Origin of the sequence: Oryzifoliimicrobium ureilyticum (assembly GCF_037199735.1) — a bacterium.
GTDB classification, from domain to species: Bacteria; Pseudomonadota; Alphaproteobacteria; order Rhizobiales; family Rhizobiaceae; genus Rhizobium; species Rhizobium ureilyticus.
In genome coordinates this window covers 85,538-109,955 of sequence record NZ_JBBBVQ010000011.1, presented here as the reverse complement: position 1 = coordinate 109,955, position 24,418 = coordinate 85,538, and the positions used below count along the sequence as shown (strand labels likewise).

Sequence of the window (24,418 nt, the reverse complement as noted above, 5' to 3'; positions counted from 1 at the left end):
AGTTCGAACAACAAGGGGAACATGGACATGTCCAATGCAATCTTTACGCCTACACGCCGCAAGCTCCTTAAGTTGGGCGCCGCCGCGACAGCCTTGCCTCTCTTCAATATCAACCATGCCTTCTCGCAAGACGTGAAATACGATGGCTCTGTCTTCGATGCGGGCGGTGCGGTGCTGCGCGTTGGTGAATGGGGAGGTCCATGGGGCGAACTCGTCCAGAAATATCTCCTGTCCAACTTCGCGAAGGATTTTAACTGCAAGATCGAATATGACTCCACTTGGCCGTGGTTCCCAAAATTTGTCGCCAATGGCCCTAAGAAGCCGCCACTCGACATTACCAATTGGAACCTGCCGGAAATGTTCAAGACGGCCGGTGCTGGCGACTTCTTTCATACAATCGATGAGATCCTGCCCAATGTTCCGAATGGCAAGAATTTATGGCCATTCGCCACATCGAACGGCGTTGGTGTTACCTGGGCCTTCAACCAGTATGTTCACGCCTACCGTACCGATCTCGTTAATCCGCCTCCCTCGAGCTTCAAAGACATTTGGAAGCCGGATTTCGCCGGCAAACGGGGTACATACATTACCTCCAACACGCTCCAGATGGACTTTTTCCTCGTTGCCTGCTCATTGTTCGGCAAGGATCAATACGATCTGAAAGCCGGCTACGAGGCGATGAAGGCGCTGATGCCCGCGAAGATTTCCGACTTCACTGGCAATATGCAAACACTCATGGACCGCGGCGAGGTGGTGATCGCCGTGCAGAGCGACGCAGAACCGATGCAGGCGCACGACAAGGGCGCTCCTTTTGCCGTTATGTATTGGAAAGAACTTCAGCCTATCCTCACCCAAACCTATACCGTCAGCCGCTATTCGGAGCCCACCCAGAAGAAGCTTGCCTTTGCGCTGCTCAATCGGGCACTGGAGCCGTCATTCATGACCAACATGGGCAAGGAATTCTATTTGCGTCCGACCGTTTCCAATGCCGTATTACCGGACAATCTTGTGAAAGCCGGCATCGTCAACAGTGCCGACGCCATCAAGAATTTCTGGCTCCCGGACTGGAAAGCCTATCTCGAGAACGAAGACGAAATCGTAGAGACAGTGAACGAGATTTTCGCAGGCTGACCTAGATGCGAGTGGACAGCCTTCCAGGCTGTCCACTCGATGCAGACATGAAGGGCAATCGGATCAGATGTCGGATATTCAACTCAGAAACCTCGTCAAGTCCTATGGCGAAAACGTTGCGGTCGCTGGTATCGATCTGCATATCCAGCAGGGTGAATTCTTTTCACTGCTGGGGCCTTCAGGCTGCGGTAAATCCACAACATTGCGTATGATTGCTGGCTTTATTCGTCCGACCTCGGGCCAGATCTTGATTGGCTCGGACGACGTGACGCGCCTGCCGCCGGAAAAGCGCGATATTGGTATCGTTTTCCAGAACTACGCAATTTTTCCGCATATGAGTGTGGCGGAAAACATCGCATTCGGTTTGAAGCTTCGAAAAAAAAAGCCTGCCGAAATTGATACAGCGGTTGCCTTCGCGCTCAAGCAGGTCGGCTTGATGGGTTACGAAAACCGCTACCAGCGGCAATTGTCCGGCGGGGAGCAACAGCGCGTGGCGCTTGCGCGTGTGCTTGTGACCCATCCGCGTATCCTGCTTCTTGATGAGCCGCTTTCGGCGCTTGACAAGGCGCTGCGCGAGGAAATGAAATACTGGATCAAAGACCTGCAAAAGACGCTTGGCATCACCACCGTTTACGTCACACACGATCAGGACGAAGCGCTGACGATGTCGGACCGTATCGGCGTGATGCAAAAGGCACGCATTGAGCAGGTTGGAACGCCGCAGGAAATTTACGAGCGCCCGAAAACCCTCTTCGTTACGACATTCATTGGCCAGTCCAACGTCCTCAATGTAACCGTGAAAGGGCGCGAGGGAGATCGTCTTGCGATTGAATTTGGTGGAGGCACAGTGCTGACGCGTCTTCCCGCCAGTGATTTTGCGGCAGGATCCGCCGCGAAACTAGTGGTCCGTCCGGAAAATGTGATCATCGGTGAGGCCGGAACCGGTCTACCCGCCACCGTGGTCTCAGAAACCTATCAAGGCGCCCTGGTGCGGTATCGTCTTACCGTCAGCGGTCAGGACGTGGTTGCGGAAAGACAGAACCAGTCGCATGTCGCAAGGCTCTCGGTGGGACAGACCTGTGCCGTAAGCTGGGATCCTGAAAGATCGGAGGTGCTGGTGGCCTAACCGCCCGAGGCGCCCACAACGTAATCGAGCGAAACAGAAGCGCCCGCGAACCTGGCGTCGCAGGCGACGGCTTTGCTTTGTCAATCACAGGAGAAGAGAGATGCGTATTGGCATAGATGTGGGCGGGACGAACACGGACGCTGCCCTGATGGACGGCGCGGCGGTTCTTGGCGCCTGCAAAAGCCCAACAACCGCCGATGTTGGCTCCGGCATTGTAGCCGTCTTGAAAAAGCTCCTGGCGATGACCGGTGTATCGGTTTCCCAAATCCAGGCGGTTATGATCGGTACAACTCATTTCACCAATGCGGTTGTGGAACGCAAGCGCTTGCTAGAAGTGGCCGCCATTCGCCTTGGTCTCCCCGCAACCAAAGGTCTGCCGCCGCTGACAGATTGGCCGAAAGATCTCGCCGATACGTTGGGCCGACACACTTTCATGCTGCGCGGCGGCCACGAATTCGATGGTCGAACGATCGCTCCGCTGGATGAAAAAGGGCTTATGGAGGTCGCGCGTACCGTGCGCAACCTCGGCCTCAAAACGGCGGCAGTGACGTCGGTGTTCTCGCCAGTTACGCCGGAAATGGAACTGCGCGCTGCCGAGATCCTCAGAAACGAGGTTGCCGATATCTCGCTGTCCCTTAGCCACGAAATTGGCCGCGTCGGTTTTTTGGAGCGCGAAAACGCGTCGATCATGAATGCCTCACTGGCAGACCTGTCGAGAAAGGTCGTCTCTTCCTTCCGTGATGCTTTAAAAGAGCTCGATATCAAGGCGCCATTTTTCATCAGCCAGAACGATGGGACGCTGATGTCGCCAGATTATGTTGAGCGTTATCCAGTACTTACCTTTGCCTCCGGGCCTACAAATTCCATGCGCGGCGCAGCTATGCTCGCAGGCGCCAAGGAAGCGATGGTGGTGGATATCGGCGGCACCACGTCAGATGTCGGGATGCTGGTGCATGGCTTCCCGCGCGAATCCGCTGTTGCCGTCGATATCGGTGGTGTGCGCACGAACTTCCGCATGCCGGATGTGCTGGCCATAGGCCTGGGGGGCGGTTCGCTGGTCCGCGATGACGGAGAGCGAATCGGTCCGGACTCTGTGGGTTATGAGATCACCAGCAAGGCACTTGTGTTTGGAGGCGACACGCTGACGACCACGGATATTGTCGTTGCAGCAGGTCTCGAAGATATCGGTGACCGGGCCCGCGTAGCGCATATTCCGGCAAAGACAATTGAAGCGGCTCTCAACACGATGCACCGTATGGTAGATGAGGCGGTGGACCGCATGAAGACCAGCGCCGAGCCTTTGCCCGTGATTCTCGTCGGTGGTGGTTCCATTCTGGTTTCGCGCGACCTACCTTCTGCTTCAAAGGTGCTGCGACCGGAAAACGCCTCTGTTGCCAATGCGATTGGGGCTGCGATTGCGCAGGTCGGCGGCGAAGTAGACCGGATCTTCTCGCTGGAAGGCACCTCCCGAGATGCCGTTCTGGCAGGAGCCAAGGCGGAAGCATCCGAACGGGCAGTCAAGGCGGGTGCAACCGCCGCCTCCGTCAAAATCATGGATATCGAAGAAGTACCCCTCGCCTATTTGCCGGGCAGTGCCACCCGCATCCGCGTCAAGGCGGTCGGCGATCTGGTGATCGGTTAAGGGGGCCATGATGAAGCTGACGCGCGAACATTTGGCCGATCTTGCCGTCGGAGCCGCTTTTCTCGGCACCGGTGGCGGCGGTGATCCCTATGTCGGACGCCTAATGGTTCAGCAGTGCCTCGATGAGGGTTGTGAGGTGGAGGTGATCGATCCGAAGGATCTTCCCGATGACTGCCTTGTCATACCGACAGCGATGATGGGAGCTCCAACCGTTCTGGTAGAAAAGATCCCCTCTGGCGACGAGGCGGTGGCCTCACTAAGGCGGGTGGAAAAACGGCTCGGCAGGAAGGCGGCTTACACCATGCCGATCGAGATCGGTGGTATTAACTCGACAATCCCGTTGGTGGTGGGCGCGCGCCTTGGGCTACCGATCGTCGATGCAGACGGCATGGGCCGCGCCTTTCCTTTTCTTGAAATGGAGACTTTCGGCGTTTACGGCGTCGCCGGCTCACCAATGGCGGTGAGCAACGAATGGGGCGATTGTGCATTGATCGAGGCGGTCGACAATCGGCAGATGGAATGGCTGTCGCGCGCGGTGGCGATCCGCATGGGGGGCTGCGCCTATATCGCCGAATATGCCATGAGCGGCGCGGAGGTGAAGCGCACCGCAATTCCCAACACGCTCACACTCGCCATTCGTATCGGCGAAGCGCTGCGAAAGGCTCATGACCAACATCTTAACCCCATTGAAGCGCTGCTCAGTTTCCTACCATCCACGCTCTATCGGTTCGGCCGCATTATCTTCAAGGGCAAGATCGTTGATGTAATGCGCGAGACTAAGGCAGGCTTCACCATGGGTCGCGCCCTGATTGATGGTACAGCACCATTTCATTCACAAATGGAGATCGAAATTCAGAATGAAAACTTGATTGCCCGGCAAGACGGTAAAGTAAGGGCCATCGTCCCGGATCTGATCTCGATCATGAATACCGAAACCGCCGAACCGATCACCAGCGAAAACCTGCGATACGGCCAGCGTGTCACGGTCGTTGCGGTCTCTGTACCAGAAATCATGCGTACGCCCGAAGCTCTCGACGTTTTCGGACCCGCTTGCTTCGGCCTGAAAGAACCTTTTACCTCCATTGAGGAGATCGAATGAAATGGCTATCATCACTGATCAGGATATCGACGATTTAGCTGTTGGAGCGGCCGTGCTCGGCACCGGCGGTGGAGGCGATCCCTATATCGGCAAGCTTCTGGCCAAAGCGGCAATAAAACAATATGGCCCCGTTGATCTCATGACCCTTGAAGACGTGCCTGATGGCGCAGCCGTGGTTGCCTGTGGCGCTATGGGCGCGCCAACCATTCTCATCGAGAAAATTCCCTCCGGCGATGAAGGAAATCTCGCGCTCGAGACCTATGAAGATCATACGGGCATCAACGCCGATGCGATTATTCCCTTTGAGGCGGGCGGCATCAATTCCATGGTGCCGATCATCCTTGCCGCCAAGAAACGCGTTCCGGTCATCGATGCCGATGGCATGGGTCGCGCCTTTCCACAGCTCGAGATGGAAACATTCAACGTGTACGGAGTGCCCGCAAGCCCCGTTGCAGTGGCGGATGAGCGCGGCAACCGCGTGCTGATCGAAACAAAGGATGCGGCAAAGGCAGAATGGCTGGCACGCGGTGTGACGATCCGCATGGGCGGACAGGCCTATATCGTCAATTACGGCATGGACGGAAAGACGACGAAGGAAGTAGCCGTACCCGCCACCATGTCGTTGGCCATTGGAATAGGCCGGACGCTGCGCGAAGCGGCCGCGCAACACCTTAATCCTGTCGAGGCGCTTATCTCTTATTTTGCCGGCACGCATTATGGTCATGCAGAAATTATAACGTCGGGCAAAGTGTCCGATGTCGCGCGCAAGGAGCAGAATGGCTGGTCGGTGGGAATTGCAACGATCGAACCGTTCGATCCTTCGAAGCCCAAGGTCAAGATACGTATACAGAACGAAAATCTTGTGGCTGAGGATGAAGACGAACAGGTGCTTGCGATCGTACCCGATCTCATCACCATTCTGGATATCGATACGGCCGAAGCCATCACCACCGAGAGGCTGCGCTACGGACAACGCGTAAATGTGTTGGCTGTCCGGGTGCCGCCTATCATGCGCACGCCGGAGGCGCTCGCCGTGTTCGGTCCTAGTGCGTTTGGCCTTTCACAGTCCTATCGGCCGCTCGGCTCTTGACGGATGAGTGGCAACTGTCACTCATACAGCTCACCTCGCTTGCATTCAACGCTGGCAGGAGGGGACGTTCAGGGATGACGGAGAGCCGATGCCGAGCAAGGTAATACGTGACAAGTCTTTCCATGCCGTCAGAACCTTTGCGGCGTCAGGATTGCGGTTCAGCCCGCCGCGTATGCTTTTCGCCGCAATCGAGCGACCCTACTTGCTGTCAAAATTGACATCTGGACTTGCACAACAGATCGTCGTCCTGCGCGCCCCACCCGGTTTTGGCAAGACGGCATTGATGAAAGCAGCCTATGATAGGCTAGTCGCTGGAACCTTAACTCTGCCCGGGCAGCACGAGACAACGCTATCTCATTGCTCCTGGCTCGATGCATCAAACATTGCTTCTCCCGAACATTTCGTAAGCCAATTGCTTCAGTCACTTGGCCTCGGCACCATCGTCGATAAGCCCGATGGATTGATGAACGTTATGGAGACCATAGCGCGCCGCGACGGTCAGACTATTCTCTTTGTCGATAATGTGGATGGGGTTGCAGCCGATGACCGACAACGGCTGATGGAGCAGCTCATCGTATCGGCACCTGACAAGTTGCGGATCGCATTTTCGTCTTGCTCGCCGACACAACTGCCTTTGGCGCGACTGAAAGCCCGTGGTGTTCTGGCGGAACTAACTGCAAGAGACCTTGAGTTTGGGCGCTCTGACCTTCGGCGACTTTTGTCGAATAGTTCGATGACCGCATTTGCCGATCCCATCATGGAAGTCACACGAGGATGGCCCGCAATTGCCCAGCTTGCTGCCTGCATCCTTGCGAGCAACCCCACTGATGAGGAACGACGGGCACTGCTAAGCGGGACCCATCCAGACCTCACCGGCTATGTTCGTGAGACCGTTGTCAACCGCCTGTCGCCGGCACTTCTGTCGATGTTGCGCACCTTATCGCCCTTTGAGGAGTTTCGTCTCGATCTTGCATCAGACCTCGGCTTTAGCGACATGTCCGACAACGACTTGTTGATGATCGAAAGTATGCATCCAATTATAGAAAACGGGAAAAATGCTTGGCTTTCCCTTCATCCGGTCTTGCGTACCTGTCTCGAAAGGGATGCAGTGTTCGTATCAGATGAAGAGAAAAAGGCCCTTCACCGCCAGGCTGCTCTCTGGTTCGCCAATCGGACGCAACTCGAACGTGCCGTGTCGCACGCAGCCCAAAGCGGCGATTTCCATATGGCGGAGGAAATCATCGGCAAAGCAGGGGGTGTCGACATCTTCCTCAGAGCAGGCCATCAGGTTCTGGAGCATCTCATCGATAATTTCCCGCCAGATGTCCTGCATGCCTCTCCAGGATTGATGGTCTGCTACGCTGTCGTGCTGTCGAAACGCGGAAATCCAATCGCCGGGCGCGAGCGGCTCGATACGCTGAAAGAAAACGGCAAGTGGTCCACCGAGGCGCTTGCCGCCGTTGATCGTGGTGTTCTCGATCATATCGACAGCCTGATCGATGTCTACGAAGACCGCCGGATGACGAAGGAGCAGGCAGAGCGGCTCGAATATACCACCGCTGCTTTACCGCCTCACGCAACCTGGGAGTTAGGTTGGCTCTTCAATCATCTTTGCATTATCTACACACGTACTGGCGATTTGGAAAAAGCACGTCACTCTGCCCTGAAGGCTCTAGGATACTACCGGGAAGAGAAAACGCCCTATGCGCAGATCTTCATGCTTATCCATCTCGGTTTGATCAGCACCTTGAAGGGAGAATTCTCCGCTGCCCTTCAATTCTGCCAGGAAGCGGAAGGATTGGTGGAGCGGGTACATTGGACCGACAGAAATCTGCTTGCGATTGTGCGGTTGGCGACGGCCGATGCGCTCTATCTGCAGGGTGACGTAACCTATGTGGAGCAAACCCTGGCTGAATCTATGGAGCCGCTGATCCGCGGAGAAAGTTGGGTTGATCTCTTCACGCGACTTTTTTCTTTGTTAGCGCGCAGCCGCTTTCATGTCGGTGGTTTCGACGCTGCGGCAGCCGCACTGGATAAGGCAGACGAGGTCGCGGTTGAACGCAACCTGCCGAGGCTCAAGACTGCAGCGGCCATTATGCGGGTCGACCTCCTTGTCAGGAACGGCATGATAGAGTCGGCAACCCAGGCTGTGGAGTGGGTGAACATGCTCAAGGAGGCAGGCGGTCCAGACAATTGGACGTGGCGCGAAGCTTGTGATTTTGATCTCGCAAGCGCGCGTTTTGCGCTCGCGCAAGGAAATGCACCACAGGCATTGCAAGTCCTCCAGACCCTCATTGATGCCGCGCGGACTTCAGGGCGTGCCTTTCATCGCATGTCGGCCGAGATCGTGGCCGTTCAAGCGGCATGGAAGGCAAGCCGGCAACATGAGGCCTTTGTCCATCTGCAATCAGCGATTGCCCTTGCAAGGACGCACGAGGCAACACAACTTTTTGCAGATGAAGGTCACGGTTTTGCCAGCACCTTACGCGCCATCGTCCGTCGTTTCGGGCTGAAGGTGTTCAGCCCCGATGCTGTAGAATTCCTGAGCCGTATTGTTGGGCATAGCTTTGGGCGTCAACCGCGCATGACTGCGCACGCACATCTTGTTGAGGACACCTCCACGCCGGCCACTGGCCTGCTGAGCGGTCGGGAAATCACGGTCCTTAAGTTTTTGTCCGAAGGACGCAGCAACAAGGAAATCGCGCGAGGCCTCGGCCTTTCGGAGGCAACCGTGAAATTTCATCTGAAAAACATTTACTCCAAGCTCGGCGTTAGCCGCCGCGGCATGGCGGTATCAGTCAGCAAACATCTTAAGCTGACCGAATCTGAATGAGGGTTTCTGGAAGCTTCAAATTGAAAATAACGTAAGCGTTAATTTGCGGGTCTTTAGCCAGGACATGCGAGATGCTCCGTCGTTTGCAGCTTCGTATGCTACCGCGAAGTCCTCCGCGTTTACTCTTGTCGGTGGCAAAGCCCGTCGGCTAAATAGGCAATGCTTTCCAACGGCCTTATCAAGGCCTCGTATAAAAACTACAGCCCGCCAAATTGAAATATTTTCAATTTTTATTGTTTTCGGAATACTATTCCTTCCCTAAAATATAACAGGAATATTCTACTGATTACGATCGATATTTAGTATTTCATCCCTTTGACGGGCTTCGCCAACGCTCATACCGTTGAAACGCTTCAATGGGGAAGTCGAGCATGCGCAATGGGCGTCCAACAATCAGTGATGTTGCTCTCGCTGCCGGCGTTTCGGTCGGTACGGTCTCAAATTTTCTGAACGGCAACGTCCCTGTGCGCCCCGAGACGGCTGAGAGGATTCAGCAAGCAATTCAGAAACTTGCCTATCGCCCGAGCCTGTTCGCCAGAGCGCTGCCTCTTCGCGTTGCCGAACGAATGGACTTAACGCGTTCGCTCCCTCGACTTCTCGTCGTCGGACACATCTGCGTGGATTACCTGTGCCGAGTTTCGGTACTTCCACATCGCGATGACCGCACTCCAGCTGAACACATCGAAAAGGCTGTTGGCGGGCCTGCTGCGAACCTGGCAGTCGCGGCAGCGGGCGTCGGAGGAGATTATGCGTTACAGGTTGATCTCGCCACCGCCGTTGGGGACGATGCCGACAGCGAGTGGGCACTTGGCCAGTTGTTGTCTCGAGGTGTGAATGTTCTGCCTATTCGGAGAACGATCAATAACCGTCTGCCACGAGCTTTGGTTATCATCGAGGCCAATGGTAGCCGGACGATAATCCATGAGACCTTCGAGCTTAATGAGGTCGATCTGACGGCACACATGGAAATTTCGCGGCCCGAGGTCACCTCAGGTTTACATATCGAGGGGTTCCATTACGAACGAATGCTCCCCTCGATCGAACGCTTCAAGAACGCTGGCTGGCGGGTCAGTCTACATACCGCAGGTTTGCCGGCCGGGTCCAGGAATGCAGACTCCTTTCTCAAGTTGATTGGACAGGTCGATTTGACGTTCATCAACGATGAGACTCTCCGCGAAATCTTCAATATCCGCACACCACTTGCGTCGATGATCGAGGAAGCACGACAAATCTTTTCACGCATCAAAAAACGTGGCGACATCGTCGTGACGCTCGGTGAATTTGGTGCCGTGATCTTCCGAAAAGGTACGGGCACACAAATCGAAGTGCCGGCACTGCCAGTTCGTCGCATTGATGCGACGGGCGCCGGTGATGCCTTCGCAGGCGTCTTTCTAAGCCTGTGGCTACACGGCGCGACGGTGGAAGAAGCTGCGCGGCATGCGGCAATTGCCGCCAGTCTAACCACGACTGCCGAGGGGGCTCAGGGCCATGTGGCCAATGCCTCCCAACTAAAAGATTTGTTGTCTGCCGTCGAAGTGCGCCGGGCGGTCTGAATTCGAACCACCCCCGAACCATCGGGACAGAGGGAGAAGTTCCATGATAAAGAAAGTTCTGCTGGTTGGCGAAAGTTGGGTCAGCTCTGCAACCCATTATAAGGGTTTCGACCAATTTGGCAGCGTCACCTTCCATCTGGGCGCCGAACCGCTTGTTGCCGCATTGAAGGGAACTGAGTTCGAGATCGACTATCTGCCCGCGCATGAGGCCGTCGAGAAGTTCCCTTTTGCAGGAGAAGGACTGTCGTCTTATCACGCCATTATTCTCTCCGATATCGGCGCCAACTCACTGCTGTTGCCGCCGGATGTCTGGCTGCACGGCAAGCCGGTTGCAAATAGACTGAAGATTATAAGGGAATGGACGGCGAAAGGCGGCGGCCTCATCATGGCTGGCGGCTATTTCTCGTTTCAGGGCATAGACGGTAAAGCGCGCTGGCGGCGCACCCCAGTCGAGGAGGCCCTTCCTGTTGTCTGCCTTCCTTACGATGACCGTCTGGAAGTGCCGGAAGGCTTTAGGGCGGTATTAACAGCCAAATCGCACCCCATCCTGTCTGGCATCGACCGGGAATGGCCTTTGCTGCTGGGCGCCAACGAAGTCCTTGTCAAGGATGACCCAAGCGTCGAAGTGTTGGCAACCCTGCCGCAAGAAGAAGGCGCACATCCGCTCCTGGTCACGGGGTCGCACGGCGCCGGCCGTACAGTCGCCTGGACCTCCGACATCGGGCCCCACTGGTTACCAAACAGTTTCGTATCCTGGCCAGGTTATGCACAGCTGTGGCTCAACATCCTGCGCTGGGCTGTTAAGTCGATCTGAAGTACAAAAAGGGGCTTCGCGATGACAGATCCTCTGCTCAGAGCCACAGGAATAGGCAAGCGTTTTGGCGGACTGACCGCGTTGGCGGACGTCAACATCGATATTTATGCGGGTGAGGTTCTAGCACTGCTCGGCGACAACGGCGCCGGCAAATCCACCTTCGTAAAAGTCCTTGCCGGTGCATACGCGCCGACCAGGGGTGAACTACTGATCGAAGGAAAGCCAGTCAACTTCTCTTCGCCGAAGGATGCGGCAACCGCCGGCATAGCTACAATATTTCAAGAGCTTGCCCTCTCAGAAAATCTTTCGATTGCCGAAAACGTTTTTCTGGGAAGAGAACTCAAACGCTCTGTATTGGGCATTCCGTTTTTGCGTCGCCGTGAGATGCGCGAACGCGTCGATAGCCTTATCGACGAACTCGATGCGCATATTTCCGACCCGAATGCGCCTGTCGGTAGTCTATCCGGTGGACAACGCCAGGCAGTCGCCATCTGCCGGGCGCTGAATCTAAACGCCAAGCTGGTGATCATGGATGAGCCGACTGCCGCCCTCGCCGTTGCCGAAACGCGTAAGGTTTTGTCTTTGACACGTAGGCTCGCCCAGCGTGGCTGCGCAGTCGTGATCATCAGCCACAATATTTCCGATGTCTTCGAGGTCGCTGACCGCATGGTCGTCTTCCGCCGCGGACGCAAGGTTGCGGAGCGTAGGCGCGATGCAACGGATCACGAAGAGATCGTCTCTCTCATAACAGGCGCCCATCCCGACGTGCGGGCTCTTGAAAAAACAAGCTAGGAAAATGCACGTCACTTCCAGAGGATCAGAAACATGTTCAATCAGATCACGAAGACACTGACGATATCGGCGCTCACGCTGCTCACCGTCACCGCCGCTTTTGCAGCGGATAAGCCGAAAGTGGCGTTTGTCCCACAGCTGATCGGCATTCCTTATTTCAACGCCATGCAAGATGGCGGCAATCGCGCCGCAAAAGACTTGGACGTTGACTTCGTCTATACAGGCCCCGTCGATACCAACCCCGTCGATCAGCTCCAGATCGTCCAAAGCCTTATCGACAAAGGCGTCAATGCCATATCCGTCAGCGTGTTGGATGCCTCCAGCATCGCGCCAGTCGTGAAAGCTGCAGAGGCAAAGAAGATTAAGCTCTTCACCAGTGACAGCGATGCACCCGATAGCGGCCGTGCCGTCTACGTTGCCCAGGCGACAGATCAAGGTCTCGGCAGCACCATCATCGACGAACTTGTGAAGCGGGTGGGGCCTGATGCCAAGATAGGCATTGTTTCAGGTGAGGCGACGGCATCGAATTTGAATGCCTGGATCGGCTTCATGCAGGAGGAAGCCAAGGCTAAATATCCGAAGCTGACGCTTCTTTCGCCACAATATGCTGGCGGAACTGCCGAGCGCGCAGCCCAGATCGCCACCGACATGATGACTGCAAACCCCGATCTCAAGGCGATTATCGGCGTAGCCTCGTCGACGTGCCCCGGCGTTGCACAGGCAATTGAGACTGCTGGAAAGATTGGATCTGTCATCGGGACTGGCTATTGCAGTCCGAATACCGCACGCAACTATTTGAAAAGCGGCGCTTTCGGTTTCACCGTACTTTGGGATCCGGAAAAGCTCGGCTATCTGACAGTCTGGGCTGGCAAGCAGCTTATCGACGGAAAAGCTTTTGAGGCCCAAAACAAGGTTCCAAGTTTCGATCAGCCGGTTTCTTATGATGCCAAGAAGGGCATTCTTTTGCTCGGTCCACCGGCCGTCTTCACCGCAGAGAATGTTGACAAGTTCAACTTCTGAGCAAAGCGATGCGACTTTTGATCGGTAGTCAATCCGCCATGAGTGCCCGGGAGTGGTGCTTGCTCGCCGCGATCCTGGTTGCCATCGCAACCTTCTCGGTCGCATCGCCCTTCTTTGCGTCCTTCGCGAATACCAACACAATTATGCGCAACAGCGTCGAATTGTTGTTGGCGGGGCTCGGGATGACGTTAATCCTCGCCATCGGCGGAATCGATGTTTCCGTCGGTGCTGTCATGGGCCTTGCGGCAATTGTGATCGGCCGTGGGATTGGCGCTGGAGTACCTACGGTCATTGTCGCCCTGTCGGGACCTGTTATCGGCGCCCTCCTGGGCCTATTCACGGCGTCAGTCGTCGTACTTGGCCGCATACCGGCGATCGTTGCTACGCTGGGCCTGCTTGGCGTCTACCGCACCGGAATATTTGTTTTGCTGGGCGGCCAGTGGCTCTCGGGTCTGTCGAAATCCTTGACAGATTTCTTATCCGTCACGCTCGCCGGCTTGCCGCTGAACATGATCGTCATCGTAGTTGCCTACCTTGCAACATGGCTCGCGCTGCGCCGAACACCGTTCGGATTGCATTTGCTGGCAATTGGGAACTCAGAAGACAGGGCAAGGCTTTCCGGCATTGCTGTGGTGAAAGTTCGCTGCGCAGTCTTCGTCATTGCCGGAGCGCTGACAGGGCTCGCGGCGACCTTCTATGTCGGTACCTACCGCAATGTCGAGATGTCGATTGGCAGCAACTTGGCGCTAGACGCTGTTGCAGCTGTCGTACTTGGGGGCACCAGCATCCTCGGCGGAAGGTGCAGCCTAGTGGGGACTGTGCTCGGCGTACTGCTGCTCCGGATTTTGCAAAATGGTCTGTTGTTGATCGGCGTACCTTCCTTGTGGCAGCCGGTGGTGACGGGCGTGCTTCTCATCGGAACGCTAGCCTTCGAAGTCATGACGCAACATCTCAGATTCTCTGATCTGAAGTGGGCGAAGTGATGAAGAAGCGACGCACTTTGCAAGGGACCCACCTCATCCTCACCATCCTGTTGGTGCTCTGGGTCGTCCTCATCCTCGGCGTTGCTCTCCTAGAGCCAACGATGCTTAACCCATCCACAGTTACCACTATTCTGCAATTTTCGACCATTCTCGCGCTTGCCGCTCTCGGTCAGGCTCTCGTGGTCCTTGCAGGCGGGGCAGGCATCGACCTGTCGGTCGGCGGCATCGTGTCGTTGACCGCTGTCGGTGGCCTGATGCTCGTGCGCGCCGGTCTTCCACCGATTTTGCTGCCGATCATCTGTATCCTGTTCGGAACAATCCTTGGCTTGATCAATGGTTGGCTGGTCACACGCCTTGCCATCCTGCCACTGATCGCAACGCTCGGTACCTTCTTCATCTATTCGGGCTTGGCACTCGCGGTGACCGGCGGTGCTGCCCAATCGGGCGTACCGGAATGGCTGCTGTCGTGGGGGCGTGGCGCCGTCGCCGGCCTGCCACTCCCGTTCTTCACCGTCGCTCTGCCATCTTTCATCGCCACGGCAATCATTCTGAATGGCACGGCTTGGGGCCGCTGGATCTATGCCATGGGCTTCGATGAAAAATCCGCCCGGTTGGTTGGGATCGGTGTCGATCGCACGCGCATGATGATCTACGCGACAAGTGGGTTGCTTTGCGGTGCTGCTGGCTTGGTTTCCATCGCGTGGCTCGGTAGCGGCCGTCCGAATATTGGCCAGAACCTGGAACTCGCATCGCTGACCGCAGCCATGCTTGGTGGCATCCTTATCACGGGGGGACGCGGCGGTGTTGGCGGCGTCCTCGCAGCAGTTATCCTGCTCGTCACTCTGCAGACAAGCCTTTTGCAGCTTGGCGTCAATACCGTCTGGCAGCTCGGCATCGTAGGCTGCCTTCTGATCTTCGTGCTGCTTGCCGAACGCCTTTCCCAACGCTGGAGATAAAATATGACCTCACTGCAAAAGTCTATCGCCGAGCTCGTGGAAGCGCGCTCGGAACAGATCGTCGCAACTTTAAGCGATCTGATCCGCTTCCCATCTGTCGTCAAATCGAACCCTAAGGAAGCCGGTCCTGGGGAACGAGACTGCCAGCTCTACCTGCAAGAGCGGTTGAAGAAGCTCGGTTTTACCACCGATCTATGGGACCCGGATGGACCAGCACTCTATGCCAAGTATGAAGGCCGCCCAGGAGCCAACAAGGGCCGAACCTTTGAGGGCAGGCCCAACCTCGGCGGCACGCTTGCTGGTAATGGCGGAGGTCGCTCTATTATGTTGACGGGTCATATCGATATTGTCCCACCAGGCGCGATCGAACATTGGGCCACCGACCCGTTCGAACCCGTTCTCAAGGACGGCTTTCTTCATGGTCGCGGCACAGTCGATATGAAAGGCGGTGTTGCCTGCATGCTGATGGCTGTCGAAATATTGAAGGAATTGCGCGTACCCCTTGCAGGCGACATCGTGTTCACCAGTGTCGTTGATGAAGAGATCGGTGGCATGGGCTCGCTCGCCATGGTCGACCGGGGCTTTAAAGCCGATGCCGGCATCATGACCGAACCGACTGCCAACAAGATCGCGCCTCTGTGCCATGGTATCCTATGGGGCAAAATCATCATCGATGGAATTGGCGGGCATGCTGAACTCACGCCGAATGCCTGGTATTCAAGCGGGCCGGTCGATGCCATTCAGCTATGCCGCCAGATGCTCGACGGGATCGACATCCTCAACCGTCGCTGGATGTTCGATCCAAAGAAAAATCATCCGCTTATGGACCTGCCAAACCAGGTCATTGTCACTCAAATGACGGCGGGTGAACATCCCTCGTCCATGGCCGGCCGCGCGGAGATTATCATCGACGCACAATATCTTCCAAGCGAGAAAGACGAGTCTGGCCTAGGCGGGAACGTCAAGCGCGAAATAGAAAGACACGTCCAATATGTGTGCGAGGCAGATCCCTACCTACGCACACACCCGGCACGGGTCGAATGGATCCTTGATGCAGACTGTGCTGAAATACCGGCCGATAGCCCCTTTGTCGGCGTTTTTCAGAACGCTGTGAAGGTGGCCGATCTCAATCCCGTGCTTTCCGGCTTTGGCGCACATAGCGACATAGGCCTGCCCACCGGTCTTGGGAACACGCCGACCGTAAACTTCGGTCCAGGCGATCCGGCATTGTCGCACCAACCAAACGAGCGCGTTTCTGTCCGCGATCTCGTCGACTGCACCAAAGCAATTGCACTGGCGATCGAGGAATGGTGCCGATGATTAAAACGAAAAAATGAAGGACGCCTTCGGTGGGCGGCAGTGAAGACGGCCGTCCACCCGCCATACGTTCAGGTTACGTGTCTTCGGGATCGCACCGTCAGGTACGTACGCTACCCTTTGTCTTATCTGATCCCGAAACGGGTTCTTTCCCCGACTTGCTCCTTTCGGCGTCGCACCTCATTCATATGCCCAGCACAATCTGCGCGACGACGGCTTGCACCAATGAACCGTGACTGAACGGTCTCTTCAGCCTCCATTCCATCAAGACCATCTACAACAAAGACGTTCAACCGCGGTCTAGTCCGCCTGAGGAGACACAGTCATGATCCGCACCACTCTCATTGCAACTGCATTCGCCGCTCTCATTGGCATCACAGCTTCGGCACCCGTTATGGCGAACGATGTGAGCATCGAACAATATGGTTGGTCGAACTCGGCTGGCGGCGCGCAGGACGGATACAGTAACCGGATCCGAACCTACCAGAACGGTGGCCGCAACCGTTACGTTGGTCACCAATATGGAAATCGTAACCTTTCCGCCGTTGGCCAGGAAGGACGCGACAACTACGGCTCCACCTATCAGGTCGGCAACCGCAACTCGGCCGGCATTGGCCAATTTGGCTCTAACCATACGACGATCCTGACGCAGGACGGTAACGGCAATATTGCAGCCGGCGTACAGGTTGGCCGTGGCTGCAGCGCCAATGTCAGCCAAGGTGGCAACGATAACGTCGCAGCCTTTGTGCAGGCTTGCCCATAAAAAGCAGCGGCACGTGGCATGCGTTTTTAGCGATCAATATTCTACCATAAGGAAGAATTGTCATGCCCCCTCTTATCCCGTATTCACGTCGCCTCGCGGTATTCCTGCCTTTGGCTGCGGTTTGCCTTGGTAGTGTCGCGGCTGTGTCCGCAACGACAGCGCCAGAAACATCGCAGTTCTGTGAGATCACCGCAGTGCCCCAGTCCGGCATGGTGAAACTGCAAGCATTCGCGAAGGGTGACGCGAATGCGGGTGGCAGCTACTCGTTCAACGTTGAGAAAACCGGTGGCGGCGGCAGCTCGACCATAAGCCAGGGCGGCGACTTCACCCTCGGCAAGGGAGGTCCAGAACTGCTGAGCTCGGTTATGCTGGACGCGAAAGATGCTCGTTACAAAGCTGTCTTGGACATCGACCTTGGCACTAAGAGTGTCAGTTGCACAAAGCTGGTCGGTGACGATTGATCCCTTACGACCATGACATCACCAAAAGAGGGCGTCGTTTCGGCGCCCTTTTCTTTTCGTGTTTCAAAGACTCGACTGAACGACATGTGAATGAGCAATTCCAGCCTCGTTCAGTTGCGAAATGCGAGATTGGCTCATCGGTAACGCTAAGGCGCACGGAGATCGGAATGTCTCTTAATATGTTGAAATTGCTTTCTGTCAGCCTGCTTATCGGCGCCATCGCACCGGTCGGAGTTTCAACACCGGCCATGGCTGGAGGAAGCATATCCTTTGATCTGGCCACAGCCGATTCCGGTGAAGGAAACCTCTTTTCCACGGGCTTGCGCGCATACTCGCTGTATCGCGGCCTGAAAGACGCCGATATCAAGCAACTGGGTCGCGGTAACATGGCCGGTATCGCCCAGGCAGGGCGAGGCAACCTCGGCTTCATCCGCCAGAGAGGAACCGGTCATTCTGCAACCTTGCAGCAGAATGGGAATGGAAACGCCTATGGTATTTTCCAGTACGGTCGCAATACGCGAACCGATGTCGTGCAAGACGGAAACAACGGCAGCGGCTTGAGCTTTAGTTACGGATGGTAGCGAGAAACGGAAGGCGATGGAGTCAATCGTCGCCTGATCGTTACGCGACGTTCCAAGGTGCGGTTGAGACGACTGACCAAAGCCCACGTTGCTAGCTTTCACGTCTTGCCCGGAACAGGTCATAAAGCGGTGGTTGAACAGAGGCGGTTCGCTGACAATCTGCAACCAGCGGCATGGCGAGTTGGTGGACAAATAGCGTTGCGCTCACGATCCCGACTTAGGTTTGCCCCAAGTGAAGGAACTGACGGATCCGAACGGAGAGAGAAGACGGGTGTTGACCTACATCCGTTCGCCAGGAGGCGCGGATCTCCTCTTCCCTCTTCGTCCTGCTCGTCAGCAGAAGTCCGAGTTCTTCAGCGATTCCTGGCCGTTCTTTGAGAACCAAGGCGAGCCGCTCTTTCGGTATTTCATAGATGACAACGGGCGTTAGCGCCCGCACGTCGGCAAATTCGAGCGCTCCCATGAGAACACCCCTTTCTCCAAAAAAATCCCCTGGGGCAAGCCTGCCGAGCTCGATACGATTGTCTCCATCGTCTTCCTCAACGGCGACAACACCGCTGCGGATAATCATCAGGGATGTGAGTGCCGTATCTCTTTTCGCGATGAGTTCGCCCTGCCGGAATGTGAGGCGAACCATCTGCGACGCCATCTTCTCTTTTTCTTCGTCGGTCAGACCGGCGAAGAGCGTGATTGTATTCATCAACCGCATTGGCGTATTGCGCGCCTTAACATCATGCTCGCGATCAGACCGCTCAACGACGATCTGCGCCGATCCGGGTTGTGAGGCAAGCTGTATTCCCGCGGCCTCGATGTGGCGATAAACCAGATTGAACAACTCGTTGCGCGCGCTTCCCACCTTCGAGACATCCGAGACCTTGAAGCTCAGCTCAATTTCCACCGCTTCCCTATCTATCCCCAAAATCCCGGCCGATGGCGCGGGCGTCTTGAGAATGATATTACTGCTGAGGAGCACGCGCTCCATTGCATCGAGCAGTGCCGCCGGCGAACGTGTCGGCGTAAGCCGTACCTTCAGGCTTGCACCATGAACACCCTCCGGGCCGCTCATATTGGTGATCCGGCTCTTAGCAAGGAGACTGTTGGGGACGACAACGAGATCGTTGGTTCCGCTCAAAAGTTGGGTGGATCGCCAGTTGGTCTCCACCACCCTGCCCTGGACTGTCTCGTCGAGCATAATCCAATCGCCCACGGAAAGCGGACGTCCGAGATTAAGCGCGATACCTGAAAAGACGTCGTTCAGCGTACTCTGCAAGGCAAGGCCGAGGACGATTGCGAGCACGCCCGACGTGGCGATGACAGTTCCAACCGGCAGGCGGAACACATATGCAATGATGCAAAGCACCGATGTGACATAGATCAGCGCTACGACCAGGTCCTGCAACAACCGGCCCTCACGCGGCTTACGCTCGAAAATAAGGAACATCCGTACGCAGCTCGCCAGAACCATTGCGCCGCCGACCCACCAGATGGTTTTCAAAACGCCATGGCTGACGAGTTCGGGGACCGATGCCGGCTCGCTGTCCAACAAGTACGGCGGAATGCCGTGATAAAGAAGCAGTACCGTGAGTGCTGTGAAGAACACGACATTCATCACAAGTCTGCTCGACCCGCTATCCGGGGCAAAAAGTTTGGCGGCAGCCCTCAGGCCAACGAGCGCGAGGAACTGCGTCAGTGGGTTCAGCACGATATCGGTCAGGCTCAAAGTCATCGCGGCACCATAAGGGAGCCGCGAGCGCTCGCAAGAGGAATTATCTTAGGCGAACAAAGGGCGATGGGGCGATCGATAAATGAAGGCGGCAAGAGTCATTCAGCAGGTCATCGCGTGTTCCGCATCCTGTTGGAAGCTGCGACGACTGTCCTATCGGCCCCCCATCTGTCCTTAGAATTCGCTCCATTCTGCACTTACTGCGGCATTGCCATGCGATACAAACGTCTTGGCAGCGCGCTGAGGAGCAGGCTTACTAGCGACCTGCCTAGGAGCCGCATGGCTTACCGCCTTCGCATCATCGAAGCGGAATTTCTCGAGCAATTCGAAGAGCGCCTTGGCTTCTTTTGCCAATCCGTGACTTGCCGCAGTCTGTTCTTCCACCATGGCGGCATTCTGCTGCGTGCCTTGGTCGACCAAGTTGATTGCGCGGTTGATATCGTTGAGAGCCGTAGACTGCTCACGAGCGGATTCTATAATCGCGCCGATATCTTTATTGATATCTTGAACATTGCCGGCAATCTGCTGCAGAGCTTCGCCCGCTTTGCTGACTAGTGTGACGCCGCTTGCAACCTGCGTCGCCGAGGCATTGATCAGTGTCTTGATTTCCTTTGCTGCCGAAGCGGAACGCTGCGCAAGCTCGCGCACCTCTTGGGCAACGACGGCAAAGCCCTTGCCTGCCTCGCCAGCCCGCGCCGCCTCCACGCCCGCATTCAGCGCAAGCAGGTTCGTCTGGAAGGCAATCTCGTCGATCACACCGATGATGTTGGAGATCTGGCTTGATGACTGATTGATCTTGTCCATCGCAACGATGGCCTCGTTGACGACTTCCCCGGAATGTTCAGCATGCGATTTCGCACGAGCAACCAAGGTGCCCGAATCCTCTGCTCGCCTGCTGGAATCCTTCACGGTCGTCGTAATTTCCTCGAGCGCTGCAGCAGTCTCTTCAACGGAGGCTGCCTGCTGCTCTGTTCGCCTCGAAAGATCGTCGGCAGCTGTTCGGATTTCGTGCGCTCCGGCCGAAATTGCCTCCGCGTTGTTTCGCACCGTTCTCATGGCATCGCAAATTTTTGCGGATGCCGCATTGAAGTCGCGTCTCAGCCTGTCGAGCGAGGCGATAAACGGCATTTCGATCGTCTGGGAAAGGTCCCCCTCCGCAAGGCTCGTCAGAGAACTTGCGAGGCGCTCGACATTCTCGACGCGGTCTGTGACATCGGTCGCGAACTTGACGACCTTGATAACGCGTCCCTTGAAATCGAAGACAGGATTGTACGATGCCTGAATGAAGACGGCCCGTCCGCCTTTTCCGACCCTCTTGAATTCGCCGGCGACAAATTCCCCAGCGTTGAGCTTACGCCACATTTCGGCATAATCCGGGCTTGAGGCGAAAGCCTGATCGACAAACATGCTGTGGTGCCGGCCGACAATTTCCGATGACGAATATCCCAGCGCCTTTAGAAAATTCTCATTGGCTGACAGGATGGTGCCGTCCGTTTTGAATTCGATGACGGCCTGAGCTCTCGTGATTGCGTCGATTTTCGCGCTAGTATCGATGCCGTGCAACTTGGTCTGCGTGATGTCGTTGGCAAATTTGACGATCTTGAGCACCTTGCCGGAGCTGTTCTTAATCGGATTGTAATTGCCGCGGATAAAAATCTCCGACCCGTTCTTGGCGAGCCGTGTAAACTCGCTGCAGACAAATTCTCCGCCGCGCAGCTTGTTCCAGAAAGCCTTGTATTCCGCAGACTTGGCATAGTCCTGATCCAGGAAGATCTGGTGATGCTTTCCGAGAAGCTCTGCCTCCGTATAGCCCATAAGGTCACAGAAGTTCTTATTTGCCTTGAGGATGTTGCCGTCCACGTCAAACTCGATGATGGCAAAGGAAAGATCCAGTGCATCGAGGACTTTTACGGAATTGAAGTTCAGGAAGCTTGCCATCGGTGGGTTCCAAAAACGTGCGGTTTCGATAACCCTAGCGAAGCCAAGTTAATAATTGCGAAAACCTGGGGAAAGCACACGTCAGATAATCACTGGCGGCACGCCCTCCTTCGTTGTTTTCCCAGATGACTGCCGACCGAATTTGGAAACAGGGTATAGGGACTCAGCGGCCTGAGGCGAACAGGTTGCCCGAAAAAACATCCGACTTATTGCGACCTTCAAGCGCTTTATACTTTCCAGTACCAGTAGAGCAAATTTTCCTATCGGCTTTATATTACGTGCACTTCTTTCATCTTTGCGTCGAAAAACAGAAATCCTTTCGGCGTCCAGCCTTGCTCCAGGATCTAAAGTGTACGGTACCTGACGAACCTCAACTTGAATCGTTTCGAGCCGACCATGCGATCCAAACATGATCCTTCGCCCAAGACAAACCCGATCGGCAAAGTGGAATGGCAAACGGTCTTGCTGGCGTTGGTTATTTATGCCAGCTTTCTTGCTGTCACGTGGTTTTGGCGCTCTTTGCCGCTTCCCATCCTCGTCTTGTTCGGCGGCTGGCTGATCGCATGGCATGGATCGCTGCAGCATGAAGCAATTCACGGACACCCAACTCGTAAGCAAGCCGTCAACGACGCGATCGCCTGGCCTCCACTGTCACTTTGGCTTCCTTACGCGATTTACCGTCAGTCTCATCTTGTCCATCATCGCGACGAACATCTGACAGATCCAATCGAAGATCCGGAATCTTCCTATCTCACCCAAACGGCGTGGGAGCGCCTGGGACGCACTGGAAGAATAGTCGCCGAGTTGAACATGACACTGCTGGGGCGGTTGACGATTGGCCCTTTCGTCATGATAGCGAGTTTTCTGGCTGGAGAAGCCATTCACCTGGCGAGTGGCGATAAAGAGAGAAGATTGGTTTGGTTTCGCCATCTACTCGGCGTAACCGTCATCCTCTGGTGGACGATTTTCATCTGCAAAATGCCGATATGGCTCTATTTTCTCGGCTTTGTCTATGTTGGTGCGGCATTGACGCGGCTGCGATCCTACGCCGAACATCGATATGCGGATGAACAAGATGAGCGCACCGCTATTGTCGAAAATAGCCCGGTTTTCGGTCTTCTTTTTCTCTACAACAACCTTCATGTCGTTCATCATCAGCGACCGGCCATTCCGTGGTACCGGATACGCTCCTATTATGCTGCCAACCGGGCTAATTTGCTGAAGTTGAACGGCGGTTTGGTCTATGACGGCTATTTGGAGATTGCCCGCAAATTTCTCTTAAAGCCACATGATGATCCTCGCCACCCCGCGCATGCACCTATCGCACAAGCGGCGACATCAAAGCAGAGCATACATGACGTGGACGCAAACAGCTTTGCCTTCGAAACGTTGAAACAGGAAAAATTCGTCGAGGTCTAGAGCGTTCATTACCCTCTGGAAGGAAGCGTGGAAACGCAGCCTTGGTTTTCCTGCAACTCAACAACACCATGATCAAAAATCATGAAAGCCGCTTTGATGCGCCCGCTCGGCGAGTGCTTGAAGTGGCTCATAGTCGCTGTCAGACAGAATTTCAAAACCGATGAGACCCAGCGTATCGCGAACACCATCGAGAGCGGAAGCATCAATCGATGCAAACAGCGCTTGTCTAAGACGTTCAACCTGCAGATCATTCGCCTGCCCTTTTGTGATAAAGGGAAGACCGGGTCCAGATATAGTCTCGTCGAGAATAACGATCCTCTCCAGAGCTTGCGGATCAAATCGCTTGATGTTGGCAAAGGTGATGCAATCGATCGCAGCACAATCGGCGCTGCCATCGACAACAGCATCGATACTGGCGCGATGGCCACCGGTCGTTATCACGCGCTCAAAGAAGGGCTTGCCAGCGGCCAGCGGCGCCATGGATGCGCGAAAAAGATTGGCCCCCGAATTGCTGTCATGACTGTTGATCGCAGCAACAGTGCCTCTGAGGTCTTCAAGACGACGAAGACCTAACGCGCGGCGCGTGATGATGAAGCTTCGCATCGACGGACCCGAGCAACCCGGATAACGATAGATTGGTGTTGCCACCAGCCGAACACGACCACGCAGAGAGGTTACATAGGGGTAACCGCAGGTTTGGGAGAGCAAGAGATCTGGCCGCAGCCAAGCTTCATCATGTGCAATGTCCAAACTGAGATGATCTGGAACATCAGACTGCCCCTGAGCACGCAACGCCTTACTGAGAAAAGACCACAGTTTTGAAGTGGCATCGGCAAGCTCGCGAGGCGAAGTGTACATTCTGATACTTGCAATGCTCATGAGCCCGTCTTTCTCGCGTCGATGTGTGTCTTCCGACAAAAAACGGCAGACCACTTATCGGCACTTTACACGAGAGGTCGAAGACCGGCGAGGCGCTTCAGGCTTCGAGACTTTACGCGATTACAGCACTTTTGCCTCCGACCGCAGGCTTTGTGATGGCATCGCCGGTTTCTGCACGAAAGAGATGACAGCGGTGAGGCCGGACGAGAAGCTTTGGGACTGCACGATTCTTGATAGCAATGTGGTCCGGCAGATGGACGATCGTCGCTGTCTCGTTGCCCTCAGCCTTAAAGGAGGG

20 protein-coding genes are annotated in these 24,418 nt (G+C 55.6%); 17 read left to right on the top strand and 3 right to left on the bottom strand.

What is annotated here, in order from left to right:
• Window positions 1–27: 27 nt before the first annotated feature.
• From VQ830_RS16150 to VQ830_RS16075, 16 genes are all read left to right on the top strand, one after another.
• On the top strand, window positions 28–1,131 hold the full coding sequence (locus tag VQ830_RS16150; RefSeq protein ID WP_337269169.1) for an ABC transporter substrate-binding protein: 1,104 nt from the start codon (window positions 28–30) through the stop codon (window positions 1,129–1,131).
• A gap of 67 nt (window positions 1,132–1,198) precedes the next feature.
• Window positions 1,199–2,257: an ABC transporter ATP-binding protein gene (locus VQ830_RS16145; RefSeq protein WP_337269168.1), complete on the top strand. Its 1,059-nt coding sequence runs from the start codon at window positions 1,199–1,201 to the stop codon at window positions 2,255–2,257.
• A 100-nt stretch (window positions 2,258–2,357) separates the two neighbouring features.
• Window positions 2,358–3,899 carry a hydantoinase/oxoprolinase N-terminal domain-containing protein gene (locus VQ830_RS16140; RefSeq protein ID WP_337269167.1) on the top strand — a complete coding sequence of 514 codons (1,542 nt, stop codon included), beginning with the start codon at window positions 2,358–2,360 and terminating at the stop codon, window positions 3,897–3,899.
• A 10-nt stretch (window positions 3,900–3,909) separates the two neighbouring features.
• Window positions 3,910–4,998, top strand: coding sequence for an S-methyl thiohydantoin desulfurase family protein (locus VQ830_RS16135; RefSeq protein ID WP_337269166.1), 1,089 nt, complete (start codon window positions 3,910–3,912; stop codon window positions 4,996–4,998).
• A 1-nt stretch (window position 4,999) separates the two neighbouring features.
• Window positions 5,000–6,088 (top strand): S-methyl thiohydantoin desulfurase family protein, encoded by a 1,089-nt coding sequence (locus VQ830_RS16130; RefSeq protein ID WP_337269165.1) that lies wholly within the window; start codon window positions 5,000–5,002, stop codon window positions 6,086–6,088.
• Window positions 6,089–6,176: 88 nt separating this feature from the next.
• Window positions 6,177–8,921, top strand: coding sequence for a LuxR C-terminal-related transcriptional regulator (locus VQ830_RS16125; RefSeq protein ID WP_337269164.1), 2,745 nt, complete (start codon window positions 6,177–6,179; stop codon window positions 8,919–8,921).
• A gap of 371 nt (window positions 8,922–9,292) precedes the next feature.
• Window positions 9,293–10,474 (top strand): carbohydrate kinase family protein, encoded by a 1,182-nt coding sequence (locus tag VQ830_RS16120; RefSeq protein ID WP_337269163.1) that lies wholly within the window; start codon window positions 9,293–9,295, stop codon window positions 10,472–10,474.
• Window positions 10,475–10,517: 43 nt separating this feature from the next.
• Window positions 10,518–11,288, top strand: a complete 771-nt coding sequence (locus tag VQ830_RS16115) for a glutamine amidotransferase (RefSeq protein ID WP_337269162.1) — start codon at window positions 10,518–10,520, stop codon at window positions 11,286–11,288.
• A gap of 21 nt (window positions 11,289–11,309) precedes the next feature.
• Complete coding sequence (locus VQ830_RS16110; protein ID WP_337269161.1) at window positions 11,310–12,080, top strand: ATP-binding cassette domain-containing protein; 771 nt, start codon at window positions 11,310–11,312, stop codon at window positions 12,078–12,080.
• 33 nt (window positions 12,081–12,113) lie between these two features.
• On the top strand, window positions 12,114–13,100 hold the full coding sequence (locus VQ830_RS16105) for an autoinducer 2 ABC transporter substrate-binding protein (protein ID WP_337269160.1): 987 nt from the start codon (window positions 12,114–12,116) through the stop codon (window positions 13,098–13,100).
• Window positions 13,101–13,108: 8 nt separating this feature from the next.
• Window positions 13,109–14,083, top strand: a complete 975-nt coding sequence (locus tag VQ830_RS16100) for an ABC transporter permease (RefSeq protein WP_337269159.1) — start codon at window positions 13,109–13,111, stop codon at window positions 14,081–14,083.
• On the top strand, window positions 14,083–15,039 hold the full coding sequence (locus VQ830_RS16095) for an ABC transporter permease (RefSeq protein WP_337269158.1): 957 nt from the start codon (window positions 14,083–14,085) through the stop codon (window positions 15,037–15,039). The genes VQ830_RS16100 and VQ830_RS16095 overlap by 1 nt, the downstream gene beginning before the upstream one ends.
• Window positions 15,040–15,042: 3 nt before the next feature.
• Entirely contained in the window at window positions 15,043–16,359 is a 1,317-nt protein-coding gene (locus VQ830_RS16090; protein ID WP_337269157.1) for a M20 family metallopeptidase, read from the top strand.
• 322 nt (window positions 16,360–16,681) lie between these two features.
• Window positions 16,682–17,119, top strand: coding sequence for a curlin (locus VQ830_RS16085; RefSeq protein ID WP_337269156.1), 438 nt, complete (start codon window positions 16,682–16,684; stop codon window positions 17,117–17,119).
• 62 nt (window positions 17,120–17,181) lie between these two features.
• The gene (gene csgH, locus VQ830_RS16080) at window positions 17,182–17,580 is read left to right on the top strand and encodes a curli-like amyloid fiber formation chaperone CsgH (protein ID WP_337269155.1); all 399 of its coding nucleotides are present in this window, start codon (window positions 17,182–17,184) and stop codon (window positions 17,578–17,580) included.
• A 167-nt stretch (window positions 17,581–17,747) separates the two neighbouring features.
• Complete coding sequence (locus VQ830_RS16075; protein ID WP_337269154.1) at window positions 17,748–18,161, top strand: curlin; 414 nt, start codon at window positions 17,748–17,750, stop codon at window positions 18,159–18,161.
• Between the two features lie 217 nt (window positions 18,162–18,378).
• Here VQ830_RS16075 and VQ830_RS16070 read toward each other — a convergent pair whose 3' ends face one another.
• On the bottom strand, window positions 18,379–19,887 hold the full coding sequence (locus VQ830_RS16070; protein ID WP_337269153.1) for a cyclic nucleotide-binding domain-containing protein: 1,509 nt from the start codon (window positions 19,885–19,887) through the stop codon (window positions 18,379–18,381).
• A 171-nt stretch (window positions 19,888–20,058) separates the two neighbouring features.
• Window positions 20,059–21,822 (bottom strand): methyl-accepting chemotaxis protein, encoded by a 1,764-nt coding sequence (locus VQ830_RS16065; RefSeq protein WP_337269152.1) that lies wholly within the window; start codon window positions 21,820–21,822, stop codon window positions 20,059–20,061.
• 396 nt (window positions 21,823–22,218) lie between these two features.
• On the opposite strand from VQ830_RS16065, the gene VQ830_RS16060 reads away from it, so the two are divergent.
• Window positions 22,219–23,241 (top strand): fatty acid desaturase, encoded by a 1,023-nt coding sequence (locus tag VQ830_RS16060; protein ID WP_337269151.1) that lies wholly within the window; start codon window positions 22,219–22,221, stop codon window positions 23,239–23,241.
• A gap of 72 nt (window positions 23,242–23,313) precedes the next feature.
• Here VQ830_RS16060 and VQ830_RS16055 read toward each other — a convergent pair whose 3' ends face one another.
• Window positions 23,314–24,120: a phosphate/phosphite/phosphonate ABC transporter substrate-binding protein gene (locus VQ830_RS16055; RefSeq protein WP_337269150.1), complete on the bottom strand. Its 807-nt coding sequence runs from the start codon at window positions 24,118–24,120 to the stop codon at window positions 23,314–23,316.
• Window positions 24,121–24,418: the final 298 nt, after the last annotated feature.

What these genes read in the sequence shown, in the direction of transcription:
- VQ830_RS16100 (WP_337269159.1), top strand. Translation starts at nt 13,109, where the DNA reads ATGCGACTTTTGATCGGTAGTCAATCCGCCATGAGTGCCCGGGAGTGG.
- VQ830_RS16065 (WP_337269152.1), bottom strand. Translation starts at nt 21,822, where the DNA reads ATGGCAAGCTTCCTGAACTTCAATTCCGTAAAAGTCCTCGATGCACTG.
- VQ830_RS16115 (WP_337269162.1), top strand. Translation starts at nt 10,518, where the DNA reads ATGATAAAGAAAGTTCTGCTGGTTGGCGAAAGTTGGGTCAGCTCTGCA.
- VQ830_RS16150 (WP_337269169.1), top strand. Translation starts at nt 28, where the DNA reads ATGTCCAATGCAATCTTTACGCCTACACGCCGCAAGCTCCTTAAGTTG.
- VQ830_RS16095 (WP_337269158.1), top strand. Translation starts at nt 14,083, where the DNA reads ATGAAGAAGCGACGCACTTTGCAAGGGACCCACCTCATCCTCACCATC.
- VQ830_RS16130 (WP_337269165.1), top strand. Translation starts at nt 5,000, where the DNA reads ATGGCTATCATCACTGATCAGGATATCGACGATTTAGCTGTTGGAGCG.
- VQ830_RS16125 (WP_337269164.1), top strand. Translation starts at nt 6,177, where the DNA reads ATGCCGAGCAAGGTAATACGTGACAAGTCTTTCCATGCCGTCAGAACC.
- VQ830_RS16085 (WP_337269156.1), top strand. Translation starts at nt 16,682, where the DNA reads ATGATCCGCACCACTCTCATTGCAACTGCATTCGCCGCTCTCATTGGC.
- VQ830_RS16145 (WP_337269168.1), top strand. Translation starts at nt 1,199, where the DNA reads ATGTCGGATATTCAACTCAGAAACCTCGTCAAGTCCTATGGCGAAAAC.
- VQ830_RS16135 (WP_337269166.1), top strand. Translation starts at nt 3,910, where the DNA reads ATGAAGCTGACGCGCGAACATTTGGCCGATCTTGCCGTCGGAGCCGCT.
- VQ830_RS16120 (WP_337269163.1), top strand. Translation starts at nt 9,293, where the DNA reads ATGCGCAATGGGCGTCCAACAATCAGTGATGTTGCTCTCGCTGCCGGC.
- VQ830_RS16105 (WP_337269160.1), top strand. Translation starts at nt 12,114, where the DNA reads ATGTTCAATCAGATCACGAAGACACTGACGATATCGGCGCTCACGCTG.
- csgH (WP_337269155.1), top strand. Translation starts at nt 17,182, where the DNA reads ATGCCCCCTCTTATCCCGTATTCACGTCGCCTCGCGGTATTCCTGCCT.
- VQ830_RS16075 (WP_337269154.1), top strand. Translation starts at nt 17,748, where the DNA reads ATGTCTCTTAATATGTTGAAATTGCTTTCTGTCAGCCTGCTTATCGGC.
- VQ830_RS16060 (WP_337269151.1), top strand. Translation starts at nt 22,219, where the DNA reads ATGCGATCCAAACATGATCCTTCGCCCAAGACAAACCCGATCGGCAAA.
- VQ830_RS16055 (WP_337269150.1), bottom strand. Translation starts at nt 24,120, where the DNA reads ATGAGCATTGCAAGTATCAGAATGTACACTTCGCCTCGCGAGCTTGCC.
- VQ830_RS16070 (WP_337269153.1), bottom strand. Translation starts at nt 19,887, where the DNA reads ATGACTTTGAGCCTGACCGATATCGTGCTGAACCCACTGACGCAGTTC.
- VQ830_RS16090 (WP_337269157.1), top strand. Translation starts at nt 15,043, where the DNA reads ATGACCTCACTGCAAAAGTCTATCGCCGAGCTCGTGGAAGCGCGCTCG.
- VQ830_RS16140 (WP_337269167.1), top strand. Translation starts at nt 2,358, where the DNA reads ATGCGTATTGGCATAGATGTGGGCGGGACGAACACGGACGCTGCCCTG.
- VQ830_RS16110 (WP_337269161.1), top strand. Translation starts at nt 11,310, where the DNA reads ATGACAGATCCTCTGCTCAGAGCCACAGGAATAGGCAAGCGTTTTGGC.